Here is a 24,977-nt window from a genome sequence, read left to right on the forward strand (position 1 = left end):
TTTTATGCCCGGTTTAACCTCGCTGGTATACTCTGGCTGCCTTTGTAACAGGAGCCCGTTTTCATGGATACCACCTTTTTCCGCGCCGCCTTTTTCGGCCTTTGCGTTCTGCTTACCGGCTGTGATTCCGCGACATCCCCGGCCACGCCAAAATCCGCCGCCACCGTGCTCGATGGCAAAACGATGGGGACCTATTGGCGCGTTAGCGTCGTCGGGCTGGATCCGACGAAAGCCGAAGATTTACGTCATAAAGTTCAGACGCAGCTCGATGGCGACGATCTGCTGCTTTCGACCTGGAAAAACGACTCCGCGCTGATGCGCTTCAATCATGCCGCCACTACCGAACCGTGGCCGGTGAACGAAGCGATGGCGGATATCGTCACTCTGTCGCTGCGTATTGGCGCAAAAACCGCCGGAGCGATGGATGTTACCGTCGGGCCGCTGGTCAATCTATGGGGATTTGGCCCGGATAAGCAGCCGGTAAAAACGCCGACGGAGCAGCAAATCGCGGCGGCAAAAGCGCGTACCGGGCTGCAGCATCTGACGGTGATTAACCGCGCCGACCAACAGTATCTGCAAAAAGATATTGCGGATTTATTTGTCGATCTTTCCACCGTCGGCGAGGGCTACGCGGCGGATCATCTGGCGCGGCTGATGGAGCAGGAAGGAATTGCCCGTTATCTGGTGTCGGTTGGTGGCGCATTGGTCAGCCGTGGGATGAACGGCGACGATAAACCCTGGCGAGTGGCAATTCAAAAACCGACCGACCGCGAAAACGCCGTCCAGGCGATAGTCGATATCAACGGCCACGGCATCAGCACCTCCGGCAGCTATCGCAACTACTACGAGCTGGACGGCAAACGTATTTCTCACGTTATCGATCCGCAAACCGGGCACCCCATCAACCATAAGCTGGTTTCGGTGACGGTGATTGCGCCGACCGCGCTGGAAGCCGACGGCTGGGATACCGGGCTGATGGTATTAGGGCCGGAAAAAGCGCAACAGATGGCACACGAGCAGGGGCTGGCGGTCTATATGATTGTGAAAGAGGGCGACGGCTTTAAGACCTGGATGTCGCCGCAGTTCCGCACCTTCCTGGTCGGCGAGCAGAATTAAAAAGCAAGAAGCGCAGTTTTTTAGAGCGGAGCAAGGCGCAAAGTAGGGATACACTTACAGCAGGAGCCCGCTATGAAACCGATGATTGCCGATATGACTAACGATGACCGCCGCTGGCAGGCGGTCTGCGAACGTGACGCCAGCGCCGACGGGCAGTTTGTCTTCGCCGTGTTGACCACCGGCGTTTGCTGCCGTCCCTCGTGCCGTTCACGGCGGGCGCTACGGGAGAATGTCCGCTTTTATGCTGATGTCGAAGCCGCAAAGGCCGCCGGATATCGCCCCTGTAAACGGTGTCGGCCGGATAATCTCGACCCCGACCAACAGAGGGTCGAGAAGGTGGCCGCCGCCTGTCGTCTGCTGGAACAAGAGGCGCCAATCACCCTTGAGGCGCTGGCGCAGCAGCTGGCGGTCAGCCCGTTTCACTTCCATCGTATTTTTAAATCCGTCACCGGGCTCACGCCCAAGGCCTGGCAGCAGGCCTGGCGCGCGCGGCGCCTACGCGAAGCATTAAGCCACGGCGAGAATGTCACCAGCGCGGCATTAGCCGCCGGCTTCCCTGATTCGGCCAGCTATTATCGCCAGGCAAACGAGACGCTGGGCATGACCGCCCGCCAGTTTAAACGCGGCGGCGAAGATGTGGCGATTAGCTGGGTTTGCAGCGATAGCGCCTCTGGCCGGTGCCTGGTGGCGTTCAGCGAACGTGGCGTATGCGCCGTGTTGCTGGGCGATGACGATAAGGCGTTATATGCGCAGCTGGCGAGCTTGTTTCCCGGCGCCCAATTACAGCCGGGTGATGATACGTTTACCGAACGCGTGGCGCAGGTGGTTGCCCATCTGGATAATCCGCAGCAGGCGGTGAATTTGCCGCTGGATATTCGCGGTACCGCTTTCCAGCAACGGGTGTGGCAAGCCTTGCGCCAGATCCCGGCAGGCGAAACCCGCAGCTACCGCGAGGTGGCTCACAGCATTGGTCAACCGCGCGCGGTCAGAGCGGTTGCCGGGGCCTGCGCTGCCAATAAGCTGGCGATAGTTATTCCTTGCCATCGGGTGGTGCGTGAGGGCGGGGCGCTTTCCGGCTATCGTTGGGGAAGCGAACGCAAAGCGCTGCTGCTGGCGCGCGAAGCAAAAATACGGGAGAAATAATGCTCGATCTGTTTGCCGATACACCGCCCTGGCAGGAGCCGCTGGCCCCCGGGGCGATGATATTACGCCGTTTCGCCGTGCAGCGCGCGCCGGCGCTGCTGCAGGCCATCGCCGGAGTGGCCAGCGCTTCTCCGTTCCGCCAGATGGTGACCCCCGGTGGTTATACCATGTCGGTGGCTATGACCAACTGTGGCCAACTCGGCTGGACGACCGATATGCACGGCTATCTCTATGCGCCGGGCGATCCGTTGACCGGCGAGCATTGGCCGCCGATGCCATTGGTTTTTCAGCAACTGGCGGCGGAGGCGGCGCAGGAGGCGGGTTATGCGCATTTTTCCCCGGATGCCTGTCTGATTAACCGCTACCAACCGGGCGCGAAGCTGTCGCTGCATCAGGATAAAGATGAGCATGATTTGCGCGCGCCTATCGTTTCAGTGTCGCTGGGTCTGCCGGCGGTGTTTCAATTTGGCGGGCTTAAACGTAACGATCCGCTGCGCCGGCTGCTGCTGGAGCATGGCGATGTGGTGGTGTGGGGCGGCGAATCACGGCTCTTCTATCACGGCATCCAGCCGCTTAAACCGGGGGAGCATCCGCTGACCGGCGCCTGTCGTTACAACCTCACGTTTCGTCTCGCGGGTCACCGGCAAAAACAAAAATAAGAATTATTCTTGCTGTCGTCGGTAAGCCGTTTAAACTGCTGGCTGTTTGCTTGTCCGGATCGTAGCTTATGGAATTACTTGTTCTTGTTTGGCGCCAGTACCGCTGGCCGTTCATTGCCGTCATGGCGCTGAGTTTACTCAGCGCGGCGCTGGGTATCGGGCTTATCGCCTTTATTAACCTACGTCTGATTTCCCTTGTTGATACCTCGCTCACCGTGCTGCCGGAGTTTCTCGGCCTGCTGCTGCTGTTGATGGCGGTCACGCTCGGCTCGCAGCTGGCGTTAACCACGCTTGGCCACCACTTCGTCTATCGCCTGCGCGGCGAATTTATTAAACGCATTCTCGACACCCAAATCGAAAAGATCGAAAAAATCGGCAGCGCTTCGCTGTTGGCGGGCTTAACCAGTGACGTGCGTAACATCACCATCGCCTTTGTGCGCCTGCCTGAGCTGGTGCAGGGGATTATCCTGACCTTCGGGTCCGCCGCCTACCTGGCGTTTCTGTCAGGAAAAATGATGCTGGTGACCGCGGTCTGGATGGCGGTCACTATCTGGGGCGGCTTTGTGCTGGTGGCGCGCGTCTATAAGCATATGGCGACCCTGCGCGAGACCGAAGATAAGCTGTATCATGATTACCAGACGGTGCTGGAAGGGCGCAAAGAGCTGACGCTGAACCGCGAACGCGCCGAATATGTTTTTAATCAGCTGTATCTGCCGGATGCCCGCGACTATCGCCACCACATCATTCGCGCCGATACCTTCCACCTGAGCGCGGTGAACTGGTCGAATATCATGATGCTTGGCGCCATCGGTCTGGTGTTCTGGATGGCTAATGGCCTCGGGTGGGCCAATACCGCGGTGGCGGCGACCTATTCTCTGACGCTGCTATTTCTGCGTACGCCGCTGCTGTCGGCGGTGGGGGCGCTGCCGACCTTGCTCAGCGCCCAGGTGGCATTCAATAAACTGCATCAGTTCGCGCTGGCGCCTTATCGCGCCGGTTTCCCCGAGCCGCAGGCGCATCCGCACTGGCAGACCCTGGAGCTGCGCGATGTGTCGTTCCATTATCCTGATAACAGTTTTGCCGTCGGGCCGATTAATCTGACTCTCAAACGCGGCGAACTGGTGTTTCTGATTGGCGGCAATGGCAGCGGCAAGTCGACGCTGGCGATGTTGCTGACCGGGCTGTATCAACCGTTCTCCGGGCAGATCCTGCTCGATGGTCAACCGCTGGCGGCGGAAAAACCAGAAGATTACCGCAAGCTATTCTCGGCGGTATTTACCGATGTCTGGCTATTTGATCGTCTTTTGGGGCCAAAAGGCGAACGCGCCGATCCGGCGCTGGTCGCGAAGTGGCTGGCGTATCTGAAGATGGACCACAAGCTGCAGCTGGAAGAGGGGAAAATCCTCGATCTGAAGCTGTCTAAAGGGCAGAAAAAGCGCGTGGCGCTGCTGCTGGCGCTGGCCGAAGAGCGCGATATCATTTTGCTCGATGAATGGGCTGCGGATCAGGATCCGCATTTCCGCCGCGAGTTTTATCAGGTGTTACTGCCGCTGATGCAGCAAATGGGAAAAACCGTGTTTGCCATCAGCCACGATGACCACTATTTCCAGCATGCCGATCGCCTGCTGGAGATGCGCAGCGGCAAGCTTAGCGAGCTCACCGGCGTTGAGCGCGAACTGGCGACCCGCGACGCGGTCGCGCGTACCGCCTAACGCTTTTGCTGATTACCCGATCCGGGCTTTCTCGCCCGATCGGGCCATATTGCTGGTTTTTGCGGCAGATAAATTGCTGGCGGTTATTATTTCTCCCTCCTCGCGCTATGCTTATGGCTGCGGCCATGCAGGTCGACTTCTATTCTCACAAGGATTGCCTGAGCGATGTCCGTTTTGCATAAAAAAAGCGCCCGATTACGCGATGAAGAACGCGCCCGCCTGATTTGGCTATTGAGCACTGATAAAGCCGTCACCTCCGCGCTGCTGGGGAAACTCACCCTCGCGGAGCGCTATGATGAAGGGACGCTGGCCGATGACCTGGCGGAAGTGGAAGTGCTGGTGTCTCATCTGCCGCCGCCGGACCTCGCCGATGCCCTGGAAGCGCTGCCCTATGACGCGCGTACCGCGCTGTGGGGGCTGGTTGCCGATGACAAGCGCGGCGAAGTGCTGCTGGAGGCGTCAGAGAGCGTATGGGGCGATCTCATCGACAAGATGAGCGATCACGACCTGATATTTGCCCTGCAATCGCTGGATATTGATGAACAGGTTTACCTGTTGCAGCACCTGCCGCGCGACTTAACCGGCCGCCTGCTGGCGACGCTGCCGCCGGATAAACGCGCGCGCATTCGTCAGATGATGCGCTATGCCGATAACACCGTCGGCGCGATCATGGAATTTGAAGTGATTACCGTTCGCCCGGAAGCCACTCTGGCGGCGGTACAGCGCTATCTGCGCCGTCTGGGCAAAATGCCGGAAAACACCGACAAACTGTTCGTCACCACCCGTAATAAACTGCTGCTTGGCGAGCTGGAGTTGCAGACAATTCTGCTCAATGATGCGCAAAAGCGCGTTGGCGAAGTGATGGAAGGCGATCCGGTGACTTTCCAGCCGCAGGAAGAGGCGGAAAAAGTGGCGCGTACCTTCGAACGTGATGACTTACTGAGTGCTGCGGTGATTGATGCCGACGGCAAGCTGATGGGGCGTTTGACCATCGATGAAATCGTCGATGTGGTGTACGAAGAGACCGATAATGACCTGCGCCGGATGGGCGGTCTGAGCGAAGATGATGATGTTTTTGCGCCGGTGAGCAAAGCGGTGAAAACCCGCTGGGCGTGGCTGGCGGTGAACCTCTGTACGGCGTTTATCGCTTCCCGGGTGATCGATGGTTTTGAACATACGATTTCGCAGCTGGTGGCTCTGGCCTCGCTGATGCCGATCGTCGCCGGGATAGGCGGGAATACCGGCAATCAGACGATCACCATGATCGTCCGCGCGATGGCGCTGCAGCAGATCCAGCCGGGAAGTTTTACCTTCCTCATCCTGCGCGAGATGGGCGTCGCGCTGATTAATGGCCTGGTATGGGGCGGGATAATGGGCGCTATCACCTGGTGGCTGTATGATGACCCGCAGCTTGGCGGGGTGATGACGTTGGCGATGATGCTCAACCTGCTGATGGCGGCGATGATGGGGGTTATCATCCCGATGGTGATGGTCAAGCTGGGGCGCGATCCGGCGGTCGGCTCCAGCGTGATGATCACCGCGATTACCGATACCGGCGGCTTCTTTATTTTCCTTGGTCTGGCGACGCTGTTTCTGATGTAAGCTGCGCTTTTACGCGCAGGCGGCGAGGGATGAGCGCCATCGCGATAAGCCCCGCCAGTACGCCGATCGCCAGATTACTGGTAGTGACCGTCACGATGACGGTTACCGCCATGACCACCGTTTCCGGCCACGGATTGCCCGCCAGCGCGGTTGGGCGAATGCTCTGCCAGCTGAAGGTTTTCACCGCCACGATCACCATGACCCCGGCCAGCACCGCCATTGGAATTTTGGCCATCACCTGGCTTAGCACCGTCACCAGAAGCAGCAGTACCAGACCGGCCACTATTGTCGATAGGCGGCTACGCGCCTTGCCCATTTCCACGTTAACGATAGTCTGGCCGATCATCGCGCACCCGGCGATGCCGCCATAGCAACCCGCGAGGATATTGGCGATCCCCAGTCCTGCGCTCTCACGCGACTTATTTGACGGCGTATGGGTGAGATCGTCAACCAGCTTTGCCGTCAGCAGCGATTCCATCAGGCCGACAAAGGCGATACTCAGGGCGCAGGGCCAGATAATTTTCAAGGTGCTTAAATCCAGCGGCACCGCCAGCGCGTTGAAGCCCGGCAGACCGCCGCCCATAGCGCCTTCATCACCCACGGTTGGCAGGATCTGTCCGCTGGTGACGGTATAAGCAGTAAGGAGGACGATAGCGATAAGCGGCGCCGGCACGGCTTTGATAAAACGCGGCGCCCACAGCACGATGAGTAGCGTCAGAACGAACAGGCCGACGATGAGCGGCTGCCTGCTCCAGAAATGAGGTACCTGGGCGAAAAAAATAAGAATGCCGAGCGCATTAACAAAACCGGTCATCACCGCTGGCGGGATAAAGCGCATCAACCGCGCCATACCGCAGACCCCAAACAAAATTTGAATAATACCAGCCAGAATGACAGCAGGCAGAATATACCCTACGCCATGCTGATGTACCATCGGGCCAATCACCAGGGCGACAGAACCTGCCGCCGCCGTCACCATCGCGGGGCGCCCGCCAAGAACCGACATCGCCAGACAGAGCACCACCGAAGCAATCAGGCTGACCTGCGGGTCAACGCCGGCAATGACCGAAAATGAAATGACTTCAGGAATTAACGCCAGGGCAGTCAGCACGCCAGCAAGGGTCTCACGTGTTATCAACGCCGGAGAGAGTGTGCGGGAAGTTGAGGGCATAAAAGTTCGCGGATGATAAAAAATTTGAATTGAGACAAGCCGCAGTTGACGTGCGCTCCATCACAGAACGGGAGATGATAGCGCGGAAAGGGCCATCATACCAGTACAAAAAGTGATTTTGTGTACACATTTATTAAACATTTTTATAACAGATCTCAAAACTCAACTTAAAATTTAAACAATATTTAAATTTTTGAGTACAGGTGGTACCTTTGATCCCGAGAATCGTTTCACCTGCGCTAAATAAAAAAAGCGAGTAAAAGTAAGGCTCAAATCCGATGAAGAAAAAGATGGCCGTACCCAGCTCACAGGCGGTTGGTTCCAATACAAATCGGACCAACACCCGCCATGAGCAAGAGACGGATGTATTGTTGATTGGCGGCGGTATCATGAGCGCCACGTTGGGAACCTGGCTGCAGGAACTGGAGCCGGATTGGTCTATTACCATGGTCGAGCAGATGACCAGCGTTGCCGAGGAAAGCTCGAACGGCTGGAACAATGCGGGTACCGGCCATGCGGCGCTAATGGAGCTCAACTACACGCCGCAAACCGCCAATGGGATCAATATCGACAAAGCGGTCGATATCAATGAGTCCTTCCATATTTCTCGTCAGTTTTGGGCCCATCAGGTGACCCGCGGTATCCTGACTAAGCCGAAATCCTTTATTAACAGCGTGCCGCACATGAGCTTTGTGTGGGGTGAAGACAACGTTAACTTCCTGCGCGCGCGCTACGCGGCGCTGCAGCAGAGCGAGCTGTTCCGCGGTATTCGTTATTCTGAAGATCATCAGCAGATTAAGGAGTGGGCGCCGCTGGTGATGGAAGGTCGCGATCCGCAGCAAAAAGTGGCGGCAACGCGTACCGAAATGGGCACCGACGTTAACTACGGCGAGATCACTCGCCAGCTGATCGCCGGGCTACAGACGCATGATAATTTCTCTCTCCAGTTAGGTACCGTCGTTCGCCGCTTTAAGCGCAATGCGGACAACAGCTGGACGGTGACGCTGGCGGATGCCAACAATCGTCACCAGAAGCGGACGATCAAAACCAAATTCATCTTTATTGGCGCGGGCGGCGCTGCCCTGACGCTGCTGCAGGAAACCGGCATTCCGCAGGCGAAAGAGTACGCGGGCTTCCCGGTTGGCGGACAGTTCCTGGTGTGTGAGAACCCGGAAGTGGTTAATCATCACCTGGCGAAAGTCTACGGCCAGGCGGAAGTTGGCGCACCGCCGATGTCGGTGCCGCATATCGACACCCGTATTATCGACGGTAAACGTGTGGTGCTGTTCGGGCCGTTCGCGACTTTCTCGACCCGCTTCCTGAAAAACGGTTCGCTTTGGGATCTGCTGGCCTCGACGAATACCTCGAATATTCTGCCAATGCTTAACGTCGGGATGGATAACTTCGACCTGGTGAAATATCTGATTAGCCAGGTATTGCAGAAAGATAAAGATCGTCATGCCGCGCTGTGCGAGTACTACCCGGAAGCGCGTAAAGAAGACTGGCGCCTGTGGCAGGCCGGACAGCGTGTACAGATTATCAAGCGTGATAAGAAAATGGGCGGCGTGTTGCGTCTTGGCACCGAAGTAGTGTGCGATGATGAAGGCACCGTAGCCGCGCTACTGGGCGCTTCTCCTGGCGCGTCGACGGCGGCGCCGATCATGGTGCAGCTGTTGGAGAAAGTCTTCAAAGACAAAGTACAGACGCCAGCCTGGCAGGCAAAGATGAAAGAGATCGTGCCAAGCTACGGCATGCGTCTGGATGGTAATCCGGCCGCTATTGAGCAGGCGCTGGCGTGGACCAGTGAAGTGCTGGGGCTACACTATGAGCCGACGACCGCGGCAGACGACGTGCCGCAGGCCGAACTCAAGCCGCTAACCGGCGGAAAACCGATGGCGGATATCGCGCTATAACAAAAACGGCAGCCCTCGGGCTGCCGTTTTGTATTACCGCTGGCGATTAACGCTCCACGGCATTACCGATAGTTTCTTCAGCTTTCCAGATGCGGTATTTCACTTCAACGTTGGCTGGAGTATAAACCACGATCGGCAGCTTGCTGTTGTAACGCAGCAGGCCTTCATCGCCGAGACCCGCGGTAATAAATTTCTTCTCTTTCTTACCGTCCGGGCAGGCCATCATGGTGGAAACCGGGGACGTCAGCTTATCAAAGACATAGTAGTCATAGCCCCAGCCTTCCAGCGTTTTACTTTCCAGTTGACCGCCCAAGCGATGATGGTTGCAGTCGACTTCTAGCGTCTGGCCAATCATCAGTTCAACTTTTAACGCGGATTCATCCTGCTGCTGCGGCAGCTGAATCACCTGACGCTTCATCCCTTTTTCCGCTTTCGGATAGGGGGCGATTTTCTCCAGCGGCTGTTCAGCGGCTAACGCGCTGGTGGAAACACAGGCAACGGCCAGCAGAGAAACAGCAAGCGTAGCGATTTTTTTCACGGTTGATCATCCTTTATTATCGTTACTAACCAATACAGACTAACATCATTGCCCTGAATGGTAAGAGTTATTTACCATTATTTTCAATATGAATAGTGAAATGCACTAGTAAAGTGAAACGTGCGTCAGCTATTCATCGCGGCTGTTTTTGGCTTCTTCAATAAACTCTTCGTCCAGTAAGTCGGCGTTCCCGGCGTGTTCACGGCCCGATAACAGGTTCCAGCAGGCAATAAACAAGGCGGCAATCAGCGGGCCGATGACAAAGCCGTTGATGCCATAGATTTCCATGCCGCCAAGGGTGGCAATCAGGATCAGATAATCCGGCATTTTGGTATCTTTCCCCACCAGTAGCGGACGCAGAATGTTATCCACCAGGCCGATGACAATGACGAAGAAACCGACAATAAACGCCCCTTGCCACAATTGCCCGGTGGCGAACAGGTAAATCGCCGCCGGCACCCAGATAATGGCGGAGCCCACCGCCGGGATGAGTGACAGAAAGGCCATTAAAGCGCCCCACAGAATGCTGCCATCAAGACCGACGATCCAGAATGCAAAGCCGCCGAGCGCCCCCTGTGCCAGCGCGACGGCGACGGTACCTTTAACCGTCGCCCGCGCGACGGCGGCGAATTTGGCAAACAGGTGCTGTTTGACATAATTGGATAGCGGCAAAGATTCGAGGATTAACAGCACCAGATAAGGGCCATCTTTCAGCAAGAAGAACAGCAGATATAACATAATGCCGAAGCTGACGGTAAAGCCAAACGTCCCTTTACCGATCAGGAAAGCGCTACCGGCCAGATATTGTCCGCCTTTCAGGGCGGCATCGGATAGTTGCTGCTGAATCTGTTCCGCGCTGTCGAGATTGTGCTCTGAGAGGAAACTTCTGGCCCAGCTCGGGAGATGGGCAAACAGGTTGGCGACCACCGTCGGAAACTGGGTGTCATTATGCTGTAGCTTGGTGTAGACCACGTTCAGCTCGAAGGCTAGCGACGAAATGATAATCGCCAACGGGGTGAAAACAATAAGACAGATAATGACGACGGTCAGTAGCGCCGCGATACCGTTGCGTTCACCGATGCGCGTACGGATGTTGTTTTTTATCGGATTAAATATCACCGCCAGGATAGCGGCCCACAGGATAGCGGAATAGTAAGGGGAGAGTACGTCAAAAAAGGCCAGGGTAACGATCAGTAAAATAAGGATAAAAAATCCTTTGGGAAGTCCTTTAACTCTCATTGGGTCCGCTCCAGATGATAACGAATACAGTCGAATAATAGATGGAATTTAACAATTTGCCATCAGGATAATCGCAGTCTTAGCGGGAAGGGGAGTACAAGCATTAAAAAACCCGCGCTCTCAGAGAGAGTGCGGGTTCTAAAGGGGACCGATGGTTGTAGCAACCTATCGGTTAAATTTTTTGGTCGGCACGAGAGGATTTGAACCTCCGACCCCCGACACCCCATGACGGTGCGCTACCAGGCTGCGCTACGTGCCGACGCGTGGAGGATAATATTACCCGTTCCCCCATCGAATGCAAGCGACCGACAACTGATTGATTTAAAATTAATCAATCAGTTAGCGATAAAGCGTTTTTCATCCGTCAGCACCTGCAGCAGCAGGCTAAGCTGCGGTTTTTGGTCTTTCACCTTCTCGCCATCGCTGTTCCAGGTGTGATAGGTGCCGTTGTGGTCGAGCACTACGGTCATCGTTGGCGTGGTAATCGCCAGTGTATCGCTATTAGCGGCGGTGACCCAGCTGCGGCGGCGCGCCGGGCTAAACAGGTCTTCGCCCTGCGAATATTCATTCGCTGGCGTTGAGACGTGTAGCAGACGCTGCATCAGCGTCGTCATCACGTCTTTGTTATCCGTGAGCGCTGAGATCTCCTGCGCTGGGGTTCCCGGCCAGTGGATAACCAGCGGTACCTGCAGATTGCCGCGTGACCAGTCGAATTTACCCTGTTTGCTATCCAGCGGCATACCGTGCCCGGCGGTAACAATCACCACCGTATTATCCAGTTTGCCCGCTTTACGCAGCGCGTCGAGCACGCGGCCAATTTGCGTATCGACGTCGCCCGCGGCGCGCCCGTAGGTGCGAGCAAAATTCTGCTGCTGGCTGTTATCAATATTAGTGCCGTTCAGCGATACCCACGAGAACCAGCGGTTCTCATCCTGGGCGTAGCGATCCAGCCAGCCGATCCATTGGTCGGCCGTTTGTTCATCGCTCTGCGTTTTAGCCGCCGGCAGCGAGAAGTCCGACAGCAGCGCCTGGCGATAAAGCGGGCTGCTGAAACCGTCCGATGAGAACAGGCCCAACTGGTAGCCCTGTTGGTTGAGGGCGGTAATCAGCGCCGCCGGGATCCGCGCCGAGAGCACGCCATCCATATAACCCGGCGATATGCCGTAGAACAGGCCGAACATTCCGCTATCGGTGCTATTACCGGAGCTCATATGCTGGCTAAAGTTGACGCTTTCTTTCGCAAAAGCAGCCAGCTGCGGCATGTTCTTTTCGAAGCGTGAATAGTTGAGGTTATCCACCGTAATGAGCAGCACGTTGTAGCCCGTGCCGAGGTCGCGATAGCGCAGATCGCTCAGCGGATACTGCACCGAGACCGCTTCCGGCGCGCCTTGCTCAACCAGACGGCGCTGATAGTCTTGCGCATCGAGCAGGCCGTGCTTCTCAAGGAAGCGGCGAGCGGTCATCGGATAAGAGAGCGGTAAGTTGGCCCGCTGCATGGTGATCGGGCGATAGAAATTGGCATCCGCCCAGATATAAATCAGGTGGCTGCTGATAAACGAAATAAAGAAAAACCAGGCGACGGGGCGCGCGTAGTGGCGGCGGCGCGTCAGGCTGCGCAGCTTTTGCCAGCTCCAGGTGGCGAAGAGCATCTCAAGCAGGAAGATGATCGGTACGCTGATAAACATCAGCTGCCAGTCGCGAGCCATCTCGTTCTGGTCGGGGTTAATCACCAGTTCCCAGACGACAGGGTTTAAGTGCAGGTGGAAGCGAGTGAAGACTTCGCTATCGATCAGCAGCAGCGTCATCCCGGCGGTGGCGAAGATGACCGACAGGAAGCGCATAAGTCGCTGCGAGCCGACGATAAAGGTCAGCGGGAAGAGAATCAGTACATAGCTGGTGAAAACCAGAAAACTGAAATGACCAACGAGGCTGACATACGAGAATACCCGCCCGGCAAGCGTCGTTGGCCAGTCGGCGACAAAAAGATAGCGGCTGCCGAGCGCCATTGCCAACAACATGTTGAACAGGGCGAACCAGTGTCCCCAGCTGACCATCTGGGAGACTTTTTCTCGGTAGGGCTGACGAAGAGTCACCATATACTGTTGTTCGTTATCCTTAGTGCGCGGGATCGTCGTTAATGGACGATTGCAGCGCCTGGGCGAAAGAACGGGCGATTGCCTGACGCTGCGCCGGCGCGACGCTACTGTTGATCAGGTTGGTCACCATATTGCCCAGCACCATCAGTGACAGGTCAACCGGCGCTTTGTGTGTTTCCAGGACGTTCGTTAGCTCGCTGAGCAGCTGCTCGACCTGTTCATCGCTATAGCGGGATATTTGTGGCATAAACTCAAAATCTGTTTGTTCGTGAAAGGGCAACATATTACCGTAGCAGCAGCTTTTTTTCCGCATTTTTTCGCCACGGCGCAAAAGCGCCCGGCCACGCGAGTCTCAAGCATAAAAGAGGCGTCTGCCGGTTGCGTCGTCGTCCCGGTGGTGGTTGAATACCGCCCGGTCTAAAAGGAGAGTTTAACATGAGTCTGGATATCGACCAGATTGCCCTGCATCAGTTGATCAAACGTGATGAACAGAATCTGGAACTGGTGCTACGCGAGTCGCTGCTGGAACCAAATGCCACTGTCGTGGAGATGATGGCCGAACTGCATCGTGTCTACAGCGCAAAAAGCAAAGCCTATGGCCTCTTTAATGAAGAGAGCGAGCTGGCGCAAGCGTTGCGTTTACAGCGTCAGGGTGAAGAAGAATTTCTTCCTTTCAGCCGTGCGGCCACCGGCCGCCTGCGCGATGAGCTGGCGAAGTATCCGTTTGCCGAAGGCGGCATTGTGCTGTTCTGTCAGTATCGGTACCTGGCGGTCGAGTATCTGCTGGTGGCGGTGCTCAATAATCTGAGCAGCATGCGCGTTAACGAAGAGCTGGATATCAGTTCCACCCATTACCTGGACATCAACCATGCCGACATCGTGGCGCGTATCGATCTGACCGAGTGGGAAACCAATCCCGAATCGACCCGTTATCTGACCTTCCTGAAAGGGCGGGTGGGGCGTAAAGTCGCCGATTTCTTCATGGACTTCCTCGGCGCCAGCGAAGGGCTCAATGCCAAAGCGCAGAACCGCGGTCTGTTGCAGGCGGTGGATGATTTCGCCGCTGACGCGCAGCTGGATAAATCCGAGCGCCAGAACGTGCGCCAGCAGGTGTACGCCTACTGTAACGAACAGCTGCAGGCGGGCGAAGAGATCGAGCTGGAGTCGCTGTCTAAAGAGCTCTCCGGCGTCAGCGAAAAGAGTTTCCAGGAGTTTACCGCTGAGCAGGGCTATGAGCTGGAGGAGAGCTTCCCGGCGGACCGCAGTACGCTGCGCCAGCTGACCAAATTTGCCGGTAGCGGCGGCGGCTTGACCATCAATTTTGACGCGATGCTGTTAGGCGAGCGCGTATTCTGGGATCCGGCAACGGATACGTTGACCATTAAAGGCACGCCGCCGAATCTGCGCGATCAGCTGCAGCGCCGTACCTCAGGCGGTAATTAATCCCTGCTGATTATCCCGGCGGAACATGATGCCGCCGGGTTAACCTTCTACCTGAATAATCCCGACGCCGCTTTGCTTAAGCTTCTGACGTAACTTGTCATCCAGTACGCTGTCGATAACCACTGCGCTGGCAAGATTAAGCTCGCCGATGGCAAACGAGGAGGCGGAATTAATTTTTTCGGCAGAGGCCATCACCACGGTTTCTGCGGCTCTGGCCGCCAGCGCGCGCTTAATGCCCGCCTCTTCATAATCACCGGTGGTAAAGCCCGCATGCGGGTGCACGCCGGTCACCCCCATAAAGAACAGATCGGCATGAATCCGCGCCATCGCCGCTAGCGTCTCGGCGCCGACCGTGACTACCGAATGTTTAAACATTGTACCGCCGAGCAGGATCACCTCGATCCGCGGATGCTCGACCAGCGCCACGGCGATCCCTGGACTGTGCGTCACCACGGTACAAGCAAGGTCGGCGGGGAGCGCGGCGATCATCGCCGTGGTGGTGGTGCCGCCGTCGACGATGACCACCTGCCCTGGCTGGATAAGCGCCGCCGCCCGGCGGGCTATCGCCTGTTTGGAAGCCATCTGCACGTTTTTTCTGCTTTCGATTGGCGCGATAGCGGCGGATACCGGCAGCGCGCCGCCGTGGACCCGTTGCAGTTTACCTTCCGCCGCCAGTTCGCGCAGATCGCGACGAATGGAGTCTTCTGAGACCTGAAAGCGCTGACTTAACTCCCCCGACATCACCTGTTTTTCTGCAGCAAGGATCTGCAGGATGTGCTGTTTTCTCTGGCTGGCGAGCATTTTGTTTTCTTCACGATTGATCTTGTTTGTGCACGATTATGCATGTTATGTTGCCCGCTGTCACCTTGGAAGGGGAAAATCATGCATGAAGACGCACCGCGCGTTCGCCACGTTCGCGAAACGCTCTTGTCCGATAACTGGTACACGCTGAAAAAATATACCTTCGAGCTGTTGCGCCGGGATGGGCGCTGGCAGGAGCAGAGCCGGGAAGCCTACGACCGCGGCAACGGCGCGGTTATTCTGCTCTATAACCGCCACCAGCAGAGCGTGGTGCTCATCCGCCAGTTTCGTTTTCCGGTGTGGATTAACGGTCACGACGGCTTTCTGATTGAGGCCGCCGCGGGGTTACTGGATAACGCCTCGCCGGAAGAGCGCATTATCGCCGAAGCGGAAGAGGAGACCGGATTTCGCGTTACCCGCATTGAGCCGGTATTCACCGCGTTTATGAGCCCGGGGTCGGTTACCGAGAAGCTGTACTTCTTTATTGCCGAATACTCCGCGGACGATCGCCGTGGCGATGGCGGCGGGCTGGCGGCGGAAGGAGAGGATATTGAAGTGCTGGAGTGGCCGCTGGCGCGGGCGTTACAGGCAATTCGCGATGGTGAAATCGTGGATGCGAAAACCATTATGCTGCTGCAGCATCTGGCGTTAAATGCCGATACGCTCCTTGCCGGTTAAGCGGCAAGGAGCCGGCAAGATTAGCGCAATTCGCGGGCAATGGCGCTGTACATCAGCGCCGCTTCCAGCGGCTGTGCGTTAAAGGACGGTTCCGCCTGTGGCCAGGTTGACCACTGCACGATCACCAGATGTTCCGCACGGTTCACCATAATCACCTGGCCGTAGATCCCCAGCGCCCACAGCGAGCCTTTCAGCCCTTCCTTCGGCGTTGGCTGTACGTTTTGCGCATTGGCCGGAATAGCGTTATTCCACCATTGATAGCCGTAGATACCTTCCGGATGCGCTGCTGAAACCGAGTTCAGCGCTTTTGTCCAGCTTGCGGCTTGATCGAACCAGCCTGCGGGCACCAGCTGTTTACCGTTGCTCAGGCGGCCATCGCGGGCGACAAACTCGCCAAAGCGACCCCAGTCTTCGAGGGTGGCGTTAAAGCCGTGGGCGCCGACATCATGTTGACCTTTTTTGTAAGCATGCCATACGCCATCGTGGGCCATGCCCGCAGGCTGCCACAATGATTGTTCAAGCCAGGCGGCCAGCGACATACCGGTCGCGCGCTCCAGCACATCGCCCAGCAGCCAGGCGCCGCCGGAAGAGTAGGACCACTGCTCGCCTGCCGGGTGTTTGCGCGATAGCGTCGACACAATTTTACGCACGCAATCATAGGCGCCGGGCTGCGCTTCACACTGGGTCAGGCGGGCGAAGTGCGACTGTGGATTGGTGTAATCTTCATTCCATTCCACGCCGCTGGTATGTTGAATGAGCTGCTTGAGCGTCACGCCGTCCCAGGCGGTGCCTTTCAGTTCGGGTTCATAAACGGTAATCAGGTCATCGAGGGAGTGGATTTTACCCTGTTGGATGGCGATACCGACCAGCGTCGAGACGACCGATTTGCCCACCGAGCGCGAGGTCCACAGCGTGGTGTCGGTATTACTTTCGGCGAGATATTTCCAGGCGACTTTACCCTCTTTCAGCACCAGCATACCGCTGACGTTTTCGCGCTTCAGGTAATCCTGCAAATTCCAGGTATGGCCGTTGAGCGTGTAGCGGGCATCGGTCAGCTGCTTTTTAGCGCGCTCCAGCGGGACCGATGCGCCGTGACGGAAAACGTCGCCAGCATAGTTGCGATAGTCATTACGAAAGCCAACGACGCGTGACGCCTGATCCCAGGTGAGCATGTCTTTGGCCGCGGGTAGCGTTTGATCGTAAGGCGTGGGGCAGACATCCAGCATCAGGCCACCGCAGTTTTGCGCCATTGCCGCCGCCGGCAGCGCCGCCAAAATTAACGCCAGGACCAGTGGTTTTCTTATCATTTTCATTTCCTCGTTTGCCATAGATTCGCATCGCAGTATATAAATCGGCGCGCGGTGGCTAAAATCACCATGTGGGGGATTTTCCCCCGAAAGGGAGAGAAGGATGAAAACCCTGCAGTATTCTTTTGCACAGATTGAAGCCTTCGCGACAATTGCTGAGACCGGCAGCCTGTCGCGGGCGGCGATCCGTTTAGGGAAAGACCGTACGACGCTTCGCGATCTGCTGGATTACCTGGAAGATGCCTTGGGCTACCGGCTATTCAGCCGTGAAGGGCGTAGCCTGACTTTAACCGCCGAGGGCGAGCAGCTTTTTCGCCAGGCGCATTTGTTGTTGCGTCAGGCGCAGGCTTTCGAGTCTTTTGCGCAAACGCTGCCGCAAACGGCCTGGCAGGAGTTACGCCTGGTGTACGATCCCTTCGTGCCGCGTGAATTCCTCTGTTTGCTGGCCGATACGCTTGCCCGGCGGCAGATCCGTTTAAGCTGCTGGAGCGCCTCGCGTCGCGAAGCCGAACAGGCGTTGGGCGATGGCGTCGCGGATATGGCCATTTGCCAAGCGAATAATCGTACGCTGGGTAGCGAAATGGAGTGGCGGGCGCTGGGTACCGTTGATTTACGCTTTTACGCCGCGCAGCGATTGTTCGCTGAGGCCGCAAGGCCGCTGACGTTGCTGAATTTATCGCTCACCCCGCAGTTAGTGATGCACCGGCGCAGCGACGATCAAATCGCCCGCCGGCTGCAGATATCCGGCCATACGCTGTATATGAATGAAATCACCATGTTGCGCCACGCAATGGAGCAGGGGCAGGGCTGGGGGTTTTTACCCGATCATTTACAGCCCGACGAGTGGCAGGGGGTTGCTGAAATTGCCACCGAGGTTGGTAATCAGGGGCTTAACGTTACCATGGTGATGCTGTGGTTGCCGGGAATGAATAAACACCGCGCGCTGGGAGAGATAGTTGATGACGCGCCAGGGCTATGGCGGCGCAGATAACAAAACGCCCCGGGTCAGAAGACACCAGGGCGTTTGCCATACAACTTGCTATCGGCGATTAAGCGCGAACGAAGTCGATGTGGGTCAGTTTCGGCTTGAACGCGTGACGCTGAACAGCCTGAACTTTAACTTTTTCTTCTTTGCCATCGACAACCAGGGTCAGAACTTCGCCGTAGAACTCAGCTTTGTCCTGCATGTTCCACAGTTTGTCGTGGTCCAGTTCGATAGCAACCGGAGCAGCTTCGCCACCGTAGATGATTGCCGGGAACTTGTTAGCTGCGCGCAGGCGGCGGCTCGCACCCTTACCCTGCTCTTTACGTACTTCTGCGTTGATAGTAAACATTGATGTCTCTCTATATATAAAGCCTGCAACAGGCGACCCAGCAGCAGGCAGATTATCTGCTTTGCGAATGCAAAAGCGGGCGGCATTATAGCCGCCTATCGACACAGCGGCAATCAAAACCTCAGTTTTTGGCGGATTAACGTAGCTCATTGGCGCGACGGAAACGGCCCTGATAATCGAACACTTTTTCCCGCACCTGCCAGTATTGCCCCTTCATACGGGCGACGACAAAGTCTGGATTTCGCAGTAGCGCCTGCTGGGCAATGATATCCGCCGGGGTTATCCAGCGCAGCGGCACGCCCGGCGTACGGGTATGCGGGCGGATAAACAACTGCTCAAAAGCGGTACGCTGCGCGGGCGTTTGTAAACGGAAGCGCTCACTGACATCGGCGCCGTCCTCATCGTAATAGGTGATTTTTAGCCACGGGCCTTTTTCGTCGCTGCCATGTTGAAGCGCCATGCCGCTGCAGCGCAACACCAGCGCGTCTTTAAGCTTCAGCGCCGCCTTCAGCATGTCGTCCGGGTCGACCAGTACAGTATCGCACTCGCGACAGCGGCGGGCGGCAATGTCATTCTCGGCGTTGCACTGCGGGCAGTTTTTAAAACGAAAGCGGAAGTCGCACTGTTCGCGGTGGCCGTCATCGTCTTCGAACCAGCCCTGGCAGCGGCGGCCAAAATGCTCAATCAACGTGCCGTCGGCGGTGGTTTTCCCCCAAAAAGTATTGGCGAAACCGCAGGCCGGGCAGAAGACCTGCACCGGGACATTATCGCTTTTGCCTTTTGGCGTGCCGACTTCCGGCGCGTACAGGTCGTGAGGATTACCGGCATAGTCGAGGATCAGACAGTCGGTTTTGCCCGGCGCCAGACGTAGGCCGCGGCCAACAATTTGTTGGTAAAGGCTTACCGACTCGGTTGGCCGAAGAATCGCGATAAGATCGACGTGCGGCGCGTCAAAGCCGGTGGTCAGTACCGCGACATTCACCAGATAGCGATACTGCTGCGCTTTAAAAGCTTCGATGATGCGATCGCGCTCCGGCCCCGGCGTTTCGCCGGTAATCAGCGCCGCCTGCGTGGGCGGCAGCAGGCCGGTAATTTCCCGCGCATGCTCGACGGTCGCGGCGAAGATCATCACGCCTTTACGGCTTTCGGCAAACTCAACGATTTGGCTAACGATATGTGGCGTGATGCGCTGCTGTTTTTTCAGCTCGTGGTTAAGGTCAGCTTCGCTGAACAGGCCATTGCTCTGCGCCTGCAGGCGGCTGAAATCGTACTGTACCACCGGCATATCGAGGCGTTCAGGCGGCGTCAGGTAGCCGTGCTTAATCATATAACGCAGCGGCAGCTCGTAGATGCAATCGCGGAACAGCGCTTTCTGGTCGCCGCGTACCATACCGTGATAGTGGAACTGATAGATCCAACCCTTACCCAGGCGAAAGGGGGTCGCGGTCAGGCCGAGCAGCCTGAGCTGTGGGTTCACCTGTCGTAGGTGGCTGATGATTTGCTGATACTGGCTGTCGTCATCGTCGCTGATACGGTGGCATTCATCGACGATCAGTAAGGAGAATTCGCTTTGAAACTGCTCAAGATTACGCGCCACCGACTGCACGCTGCCGAAGACCACCTTTCCCTGGCTCTCTTTACGCTGCAGACCGGCGGCGAAAATATCCGCTTCCAGCCCAAGCGCACAGTATTTACTGTGATTCTGCGCCACCAGTTCTTTAACATGGGCCAGAACCAATACGCGTCCGCGCGCCAGCCGCGCCAGTTCGGCGATCACCAGACTTTTACCGGCACCGGTCGGCAGCACGATGGCGGCAGGTTCGTGATGGCGGCGGAACCAGGCAAGCGTGGCATCGACCGCCTCTTTTTGATAGGGGCGTAGTGTAAAAGTCATCAATTCTCGGGGGTTAATTAACTCGCAAATAGTATGCCATGAATCTTTTCCCTTGAGTGGTGTTAAGAGCCCGTTATACTAACCAATGGAATTCTTCTTTTTCGGGCGAATTGCCCGCTCCAGCATTATTACAGGCTAAAAAAATCTCATGCGACTTGATAAGTTTATCGCTCAGCAGCTTGGCGTCAGCCGTGCTATTGCCGGGCGTGAAATCCGCGGTAGCCGCGTTACCGTGGACGGCGACATTGTGAAAGATGCCTCTTTTAAGCTCCAGCCGGAGCACGAGGTGGAATATGACGGCAATACGCTGACCCAGCAGCACGGCCCCCGTTACTTTATGCTCAACAAGCCGCAGGGTTATGTCTGTTCAACAGACGATCCCGATCATCCAACGGTCCTCTATTTCCTCGATGAGCCGGTTGCCCATAAGCTGCACGCCGCCGGGCGTCTGGATATCGACACCACCGGTCTGGTACTGATGACCGATGATGGGCAGTGGTCACATCGCATTACTTCGCCGCGCCATCACTGCGAAAAAACCTATCTGGTGGAGCTGGAAAACCCGCTGGAAGAGGGCGTCGCCGAGCAGTTTGCCAAAGGCGTGCAGCTGCATAATGAAAAAGATCTCACCAAACCTGCTGTCCTCGAAGTCATCACTCCGACAGAAGTGCGCCTGACCATCAGCGAAGGCCGCTACCACCAGGTAAAACGCATGTTCGCGGCGGTGGGTAACCACGTCGTGGGATTACATCGCGAGCGTATCGGCGACATTACCCTCGATGCGTCGCTGGAGCCCGGTGAATACCGTCCGCTGACGGCGGACGAAATCGCCAGCGTTGGCGCCCCACAAGCACGGAGTAAAACGTGACGACAAAGCAGAATTCTTCATTGGGGATTGTGTTTATTCTTGGTCTGTTGGCCATGTTAATGCCGCTGTCGATTGATATGTATCTGCCGGCGCTGCCGGTCATCTCGTCGCAGTTCAACGTGCCGGACGGCAGCGCGCAAATGACGCTCAGTACCTATATTCTGGGCTTTGCGCTGGGGCAGTTGCTATACGGGCCGATGGCCGACAGCGTTGGCCGTAAACCGGTGATCCTCGGCGGGACGCTGATATTCGCCGCGGCGGCGGTGGCCTGCGCGTTGTCGCAGACCATCGAGATGCTGATTACTATGCGTTTCTTCCACGGCCTGGCGGCCGCGGCGGCCAGCGTGGTGATCAACGCCCTGATGCGCGATATCTACCCGAAAGAAGAGTTCTCGCGCATGATGTCGTTTGTCATGCTGGTCACCACCATTGCGCCGCTGGTGGCGCCGATGGTCGGCGGCGCGGTACTGGTGTGGTTCAGCTGGCACGCGATTTTCTGGATCCTGGCGCTGGCTGCGCTGCTGGCATCGGCGATGATCGCTTTCTTTATTAGCGAGACGCTGCCGGTAGAAAGGCGGCAGAAATTTCATATTCGCACCACGCTTGGCAACTTCGCCACCTTATTCCGCCACAAGCGGGTGCTCAGCTATATGCTGGCCAGCGGCTTTAGTTTCGCCGGCATGTTTTCATTCCTCAGCGCGGGTCCATTCGTCTACATCAACATTAATCACGTGTCGCCGCAGCACTTTGGCTACTATTTTGCGCTGAATATCGTGTTCCTGTTCATCATGACCATCATTAACAGCCGCTTTGTTCGCCGGGTCGGCGCATTGAACATGTTCCGCGCCGGGCTGTGGATCCAGCTGGCGATGGCGGTGTGGATGGTGGTGTGCGCGCTACTTGATGTTGGTTTCTGGTCGCTGGTGGTGGGCGTGGCGGCGTTCGTCGGCTGCGTATCAATGGTCTCCTCTAACGCCATGGCGGTGATCCTCGACGAGTTTCCGCATATGGCGGGAACCGCATCGTCGTTGGCCGGAACATTTCGTTTTGGGATTGGCGCGATTATCGGCGCGTTGCTGTCGATGGCCACCTTTACCACCGCCTGGCCGATGCTGATTTCTATCGCTTTTTGCGCCGCGAGCTCCATTCTCTTCTATCTGTACGCCAGCCGGCGACGAAAAGTCGCACATTAAGTCACATTTTCAGGGGCGATTTCCGCCCCTTTTTTGATACATATCAACCGAAATCGGCTTCCCTGTTTAGCTATTTGTTTCTTTTATGTAAAATCAATTAGTGTAAAAAGTCGCAATGTTGCGATAAAAAAGTTGTTTTGGATCACAGAAACGGGTACATATAGCCGCGAACTGTTTCCGCAAGGCAACTATAAAGTTCTGGATAATAAGCTGTTAGCCCTGGCCCGATGCGGGTGTAAGCGTTTTCTAAGCTGTTGCAGGACTATTTGTCAACAATGTGTTAATATTGATGTAAATTTATTGTGAAGCCTTTTGCTTCCGGGGAAACCAAGTGAATACACAGCAACTCTCTATCGTACACCGACTGCCGCAGAGCTATCGCTGGCTGGCCGGTTTTGCGGGTTCAAGAGTTGAACCGATTCCGCAAAACGGCGCTGAGGGCGAAAATAGCCTGGTGGCATTAAAATTGCTCAGCCCGGACGGCGAGAAAGCGTGGCCGGTGATGCGCACGCTGAGCCAGGCGCTGAGCGACATCGAAGTGGATTGTTCCATTCTCGAGTGTGAAGGCGAGCCGTGCCTGTTCGTTAATATGCAGGATGAGTTTGCCGCTACCTGTCGTCTGAAAAATTTCGGCGTGGCCATTGCCGAACCTTTTTCTGGCAACAACCCCTTCTGACCGTCAGCTTAACGCCAGCAGCTGGCGGGTGTACTCCTGACGCGGTGCCGTAAATACGCGCTCGCATTCACCCTGCTCGACGACTTCTCCCTGCCGCAGCACTATCACCTGATGACAGAGCGTCCGCACAACACGTAAATCATGGCTGATAAACAGATAGGCCAGCTGATGCTTTTGCTGTAGCGTCTTCAGCAGCGCCAGGATCTGCGCCTGCACGGTTTTATCCAGCGATGAAGTCGGTTCATCTAACACAATCAGCTGCGGTTTGACGATCAGCGCCCGGGCAATGGCAATACGCTGGCGCTGGCCGCCAGAGAATTCCGCCGGATAGCGCTGTCGCGTCGCGGGGTCGAGTCCCACTTCTTGCATCACCTGAATTACCGCGTGTTCACGTTCCGCGGGCGTCAGCGTCGGCTGGTGAACGCGTAATCCTTCCTCGATAATCTGCAGGGCGCTCAGGCGCGGGTTGAGCGAGGAATTCGGATCCTGAAAGACGACCTGAATGCGTCGGCGCAGCGGCAGCATTTGGCGGCGATTTCGCCCCTGGATCGACTCGCCGGCAAACTGCATTTCTCCGCTGGAGTTAATCAGCCGCAGCAGCGCCAGGCCGGTGGTGCTTTTTCCGGAACCCGACTCTCCCACCAGCCCCAGCGTTTCTCCGGCCCGCAAGGTAAAAGTCAGGTGGTTGACCACCCGATTGTGATCGACCACCCGGCGCAGGATCCCTTTGCGGATAGGGAAGGCGACATTGAGATCGCGGGCCTGTAGTAGGATGGGCGCGTCGGCGGGCAGCGGCACCGGTTTGCCGGTCGGTTCGCTATCCAACAGGCGGCGGGTATACGGATGCGCGGGCGCCTGAAACAGCTCCCGGCAGCCGTTTTGTTCGACGCAGCGGCCGTTTTGCATCACCGCCACCCGGTCGGCAAGCTGGCGGACAATACTCAGATTGTGGGTGATGAACAACATCCCCATGTTGAGCTCATGCTTCAGTTCGCGCAGCAGTTGCAGAATCTGCGCCTGTACCGAGACGTCCAGCGCGGTGGTCGGTTCATCGGCAATGAGCAGCTCCGGGCGCGTCAGCAGCGCCATGGCGATCATTACCCGTTGGCGTTCGCCGCCGGAAAGCTGGTGCGGATAGTCGGCAAGCCGCCGTGAAGCGTTACGGATGCCAACCCGATCCAGACAGTCGAGGATTTCGCCGCGCGCCGCCTCTTTGCGCATGCCGCGGTGCAGCGAGAGCACCTCGTACAGCTGTTTCTCCAGATTATGCAGCGGATTGAGCGACACCATCGGCTCCTGGAAAATCATCGCGATGCGGTTGCCGCGGATCCCGCGCAGGGTTCGTTCATCGGCGTGCAGCAATGATTGACCGTGAAAGCGAATATCGCCGCTGGGATAGCTGACCGGCGGCGAGGGCAGGAGGCGCAGCACCGACAGCGCGGAGACGCTCTTGCCGGAGCCTGATTCGCCGACCAACGCCAGCGTTTCACCTGCTGCAATCCGCAGCGTCAGGTTGCTGACGACCGTCTGGCTTGCTCCCTGCTGGCGGAAGGCGATAGAGAGGTCGTCAATGTCTAATAACGGCTGGCTCATG

General features: G+C 56.8%; 22 protein-coding genes and 1 tRNA gene. 12 read left to right on the forward strand and 11 right to left on the reverse strand.

The genetic code is table 11. The annotated features are described in order from the left end of the window. Positions 1 to 63: 63 nt before the first annotated feature. The 5 genes from apbE to mgtE all read left to right on the forward strand — a co-directional run bounded on the left by apbE (position 64) and on the right by mgtE (position 6,232). Positions 64 to 1,116, forward strand: a complete 1,053-nt coding sequence (gene apbE / locus PGQ95_RS14720; RefSeq protein WP_430918523.1) for an FAD:protein FMN transferase ApbE — start codon at positions 64 to 66, stop codon at positions 1,114 to 1,116. Between the two features lie 72 nt (positions 1,117 to 1,188). Next, positions 1,189 to 2,259 carry a bifunctional DNA-binding transcriptional regulator/O6-methylguanine-DNA methyltransferase Ada gene (gene ada / locus PGQ95_RS14725; RefSeq protein ID WP_271031717.1) on the forward strand — a complete coding sequence of 357 codons (1,071 nt, stop codon included), beginning with the start codon at positions 1,189 to 1,191 and terminating at the stop codon, positions 2,257 to 2,259. Next, a complete protein-coding gene (gene alkB / locus PGQ95_RS14730; protein ID WP_087860133.1) occupies positions 2,259 to 2,918 on the forward strand; it encodes a DNA oxidative demethylase AlkB in 660 nt (219 codons plus the stop codon). The genes ada and alkB overlap by 1 nt, the downstream gene beginning before the upstream one ends. Before the next feature lie 68 nt (positions 2,919 to 2,986). Further along, a complete protein-coding gene (locus tag PGQ95_RS14735) occupies positions 2,987 to 4,630 on the forward strand; it encodes a multidrug ABC transporter permease/ATP-binding protein (protein WP_087860134.1) in 1,644 nt (547 codons plus the stop codon). A 165-nt stretch (positions 4,631 to 4,795) separates the two neighbouring features. Next, complete coding sequence (mgtE, locus tag PGQ95_RS14740) at positions 4,796 to 6,232, forward strand: magnesium transporter (RefSeq protein ID WP_015706137.1); 1,437 nt, start codon at positions 4,796 to 4,798, stop codon at positions 6,230 to 6,232. Here mgtE and PGQ95_RS14745 read toward each other — a convergent pair. Further along, complete coding sequence (locus tag PGQ95_RS14745; RefSeq protein WP_213316957.1) at positions 6,195 to 7,403, reverse strand: SulP family inorganic anion transporter; 1,209 nt, start codon at positions 7,401 to 7,403, stop codon at positions 6,195 to 6,197. The genes mgtE and PGQ95_RS14745 overlap by 38 nt on opposite strands. Positions 7,404 to 7,681: 278 nt before the next feature. Between PGQ95_RS14745 and mqo the strand changes: the two genes are divergently transcribed. Continuing rightward, the gene (gene mqo / locus PGQ95_RS14750; RefSeq protein ID WP_047043232.1) at positions 7,682 to 9,316 is read left to right on the forward strand and encodes a malate dehydrogenase (quinone); all 1,635 of its coding nucleotides are present in this window, start codon (positions 7,682 to 7,684) and stop codon (positions 9,314 to 9,316) included. Positions 9,317 to 9,362: 46 nt separating this feature from the next. Here the strand turns inward: mqo and eco are convergent, their stop codons facing one another. The 5 genes from eco to PGQ95_RS14775 form a co-directional block, all read right to left on the reverse strand. Continuing rightward, a complete protein-coding gene (eco, locus tag PGQ95_RS14755; protein ID WP_087860136.1) occupies positions 9,363 to 9,854 on the reverse strand; it encodes a serine protease inhibitor ecotin in 492 nt (163 codons plus the stop codon). Between the two features lie 129 nt (positions 9,855 to 9,983). Next, the gene (locus PGQ95_RS14760) at positions 9,984 to 11,093 is read right to left on the reverse strand and encodes an AI-2E family transporter (RefSeq protein ID WP_045391382.1); all 1,110 of its coding nucleotides are present in this window, start codon (positions 11,091 to 11,093) and stop codon (positions 9,984 to 9,986) included. Positions 11,094 to 11,275: 182 nt separating this feature from the next. Then, positions 11,276 to 11,352 (reverse strand) — tRNA-Pro (locus PGQ95_RS14765). 76 nt (positions 11,353 to 11,428) lie between these two features. Next, complete coding sequence (gene yejM / locus PGQ95_RS14770) at positions 11,429 to 13,189, reverse strand: LPS biosynthesis-modulating metalloenzyme YejM (protein WP_087860137.1); 1,761 nt, start codon at positions 13,187 to 13,189, stop codon at positions 11,429 to 11,431. 19 nt (positions 13,190 to 13,208) lie between these two features. Continuing rightward, on the reverse strand, positions 13,209 to 13,436 hold the full coding sequence (locus tag PGQ95_RS14775; RefSeq protein ID WP_045377048.1) for a YejL family protein: 228 nt from the start codon (positions 13,434 to 13,436) through the stop codon (positions 13,209 to 13,211). A 188-nt stretch (positions 13,437 to 13,624) separates the two neighbouring features. On the opposite strand from PGQ95_RS14775, the gene yejK reads away from it, so the two are divergent. Further along, the gene (yejK, locus tag PGQ95_RS14780; protein WP_015365669.1) at positions 13,625 to 14,632 is read left to right on the forward strand and encodes a nucleoid-associated protein YejK; all 1,008 of its coding nucleotides are present in this window, start codon (positions 13,625 to 13,627) and stop codon (positions 14,630 to 14,632) included. 39 nt (positions 14,633 to 14,671) lie between these two features. Here yejK and PGQ95_RS14785 read toward each other — a convergent pair whose 3' ends face one another. Further along, on the reverse strand, positions 14,672 to 15,433 hold the full coding sequence (locus tag PGQ95_RS14785; protein WP_430918526.1) for a DeoR/GlpR family DNA-binding transcription regulator: 762 nt from the start codon (positions 15,431 to 15,433) through the stop codon (positions 14,672 to 14,674). A gap of 81 nt (positions 15,434 to 15,514) precedes the next feature. Between PGQ95_RS14785 and PGQ95_RS14790 the strand changes: the two genes are divergently transcribed. Continuing rightward, positions 15,515 to 16,111 carry an NUDIX domain-containing protein gene (locus PGQ95_RS14790; RefSeq protein ID WP_042893832.1) on the forward strand — a complete coding sequence of 199 codons (597 nt, stop codon included), beginning with the start codon at positions 15,515 to 15,517 and terminating at the stop codon, positions 16,109 to 16,111. A 20-nt stretch (positions 16,112 to 16,131) separates the two neighbouring features. On the opposite strand, the gene PGQ95_RS14795 is transcribed toward PGQ95_RS14790, so the two are convergent. Further along, the gene (locus PGQ95_RS14795; protein ID WP_430918528.1) at positions 16,132 to 17,418 is read right to left on the reverse strand and encodes a serine hydrolase domain-containing protein; all 1,287 of its coding nucleotides are present in this window, start codon (positions 17,416 to 17,418) and stop codon (positions 16,132 to 16,134) included. 103 nt (positions 17,419 to 17,521) lie between these two features. On the opposite strand from PGQ95_RS14795, the gene PGQ95_RS14800 reads away from it, so the two are divergent. Beyond that, positions 17,522 to 18,409, forward strand: coding sequence for a LysR family transcriptional regulator (locus PGQ95_RS14800; protein WP_087860141.1), 888 nt, complete (start codon positions 17,522 to 17,524; stop codon positions 18,407 to 18,409). Between the two features lie 58 nt (positions 18,410 to 18,467). Here the strand turns inward: PGQ95_RS14800 and rplY are convergent, their stop codons facing one another. After that, positions 18,468 to 18,752 carry a 50S ribosomal protein L25 gene (rplY, locus tag PGQ95_RS14805; protein WP_015365674.1) on the reverse strand — a complete coding sequence of 95 codons (285 nt, stop codon included), beginning with the start codon at positions 18,750 to 18,752 and terminating at the stop codon, positions 18,468 to 18,470. Positions 18,753 to 18,888: 136 nt separating this feature from the next. Next, the gene (locus PGQ95_RS14810) at positions 18,889 to 20,646 is read right to left on the reverse strand and encodes a DEAD/DEAH box helicase (RefSeq protein ID WP_430918530.1); all 1,758 of its coding nucleotides are present in this window, start codon (positions 20,644 to 20,646) and stop codon (positions 18,889 to 18,891) included. A gap of 148 nt (positions 20,647 to 20,794) precedes the next feature. On the opposite strand from PGQ95_RS14810, the gene rsuA reads away from it, so the two are divergent. From rsuA to PGQ95_RS14825, 3 genes are all read left to right on the forward strand, one after another. Continuing rightward, positions 20,795 to 21,514, forward strand: coding sequence for a 16S rRNA pseudouridine(516) synthase RsuA (rsuA, locus tag PGQ95_RS14815; RefSeq protein ID WP_047043216.1), 720 nt, complete (start codon positions 20,795 to 20,797; stop codon positions 21,512 to 21,514). Then, positions 21,511 to 22,707: a Bcr/CflA family multidrug efflux MFS transporter gene (locus PGQ95_RS14820; protein WP_087860143.1), complete on the forward strand. Its 1,197-nt coding sequence runs from the start codon at positions 21,511 to 21,513 to the stop codon at positions 22,705 to 22,707. The genes rsuA and PGQ95_RS14820 overlap by 4 nt, the downstream gene beginning before the upstream one ends. A 331-nt stretch (positions 22,708 to 23,038) precedes the next feature. Next, positions 23,039 to 23,383 carry a YejG family protein gene (locus PGQ95_RS14825; protein ID WP_015365678.1) on the forward strand — a complete coding sequence of 115 codons (345 nt, stop codon included), beginning with the start codon at positions 23,039 to 23,041 and terminating at the stop codon, positions 23,381 to 23,383. Positions 23,384 to 23,386: 3 nt separating this feature from the next. Here the strand turns inward: PGQ95_RS14825 and yejF are convergent, their stop codons facing one another. Further along, positions 23,387 to 24,976, reverse strand: coding sequence for a microcin C ABC transporter ATP-binding protein YejF (gene yejF, locus PGQ95_RS14830; RefSeq protein ID WP_113374350.1), 1,590 nt, complete (start codon positions 24,974 to 24,976; stop codon positions 23,387 to 23,389). Position 24,977: the final 1 nt, after the last annotated feature.

It is taken from the genome of Klebsiella sp. 141240, from assembly GCF_050600805.1.
In the GTDB taxonomy this organism is placed as follows: domain Bacteria; phylum Pseudomonadota; class Gammaproteobacteria; order Enterobacterales; family Enterobacteriaceae; genus Klebsiella; species Klebsiella aerogenes.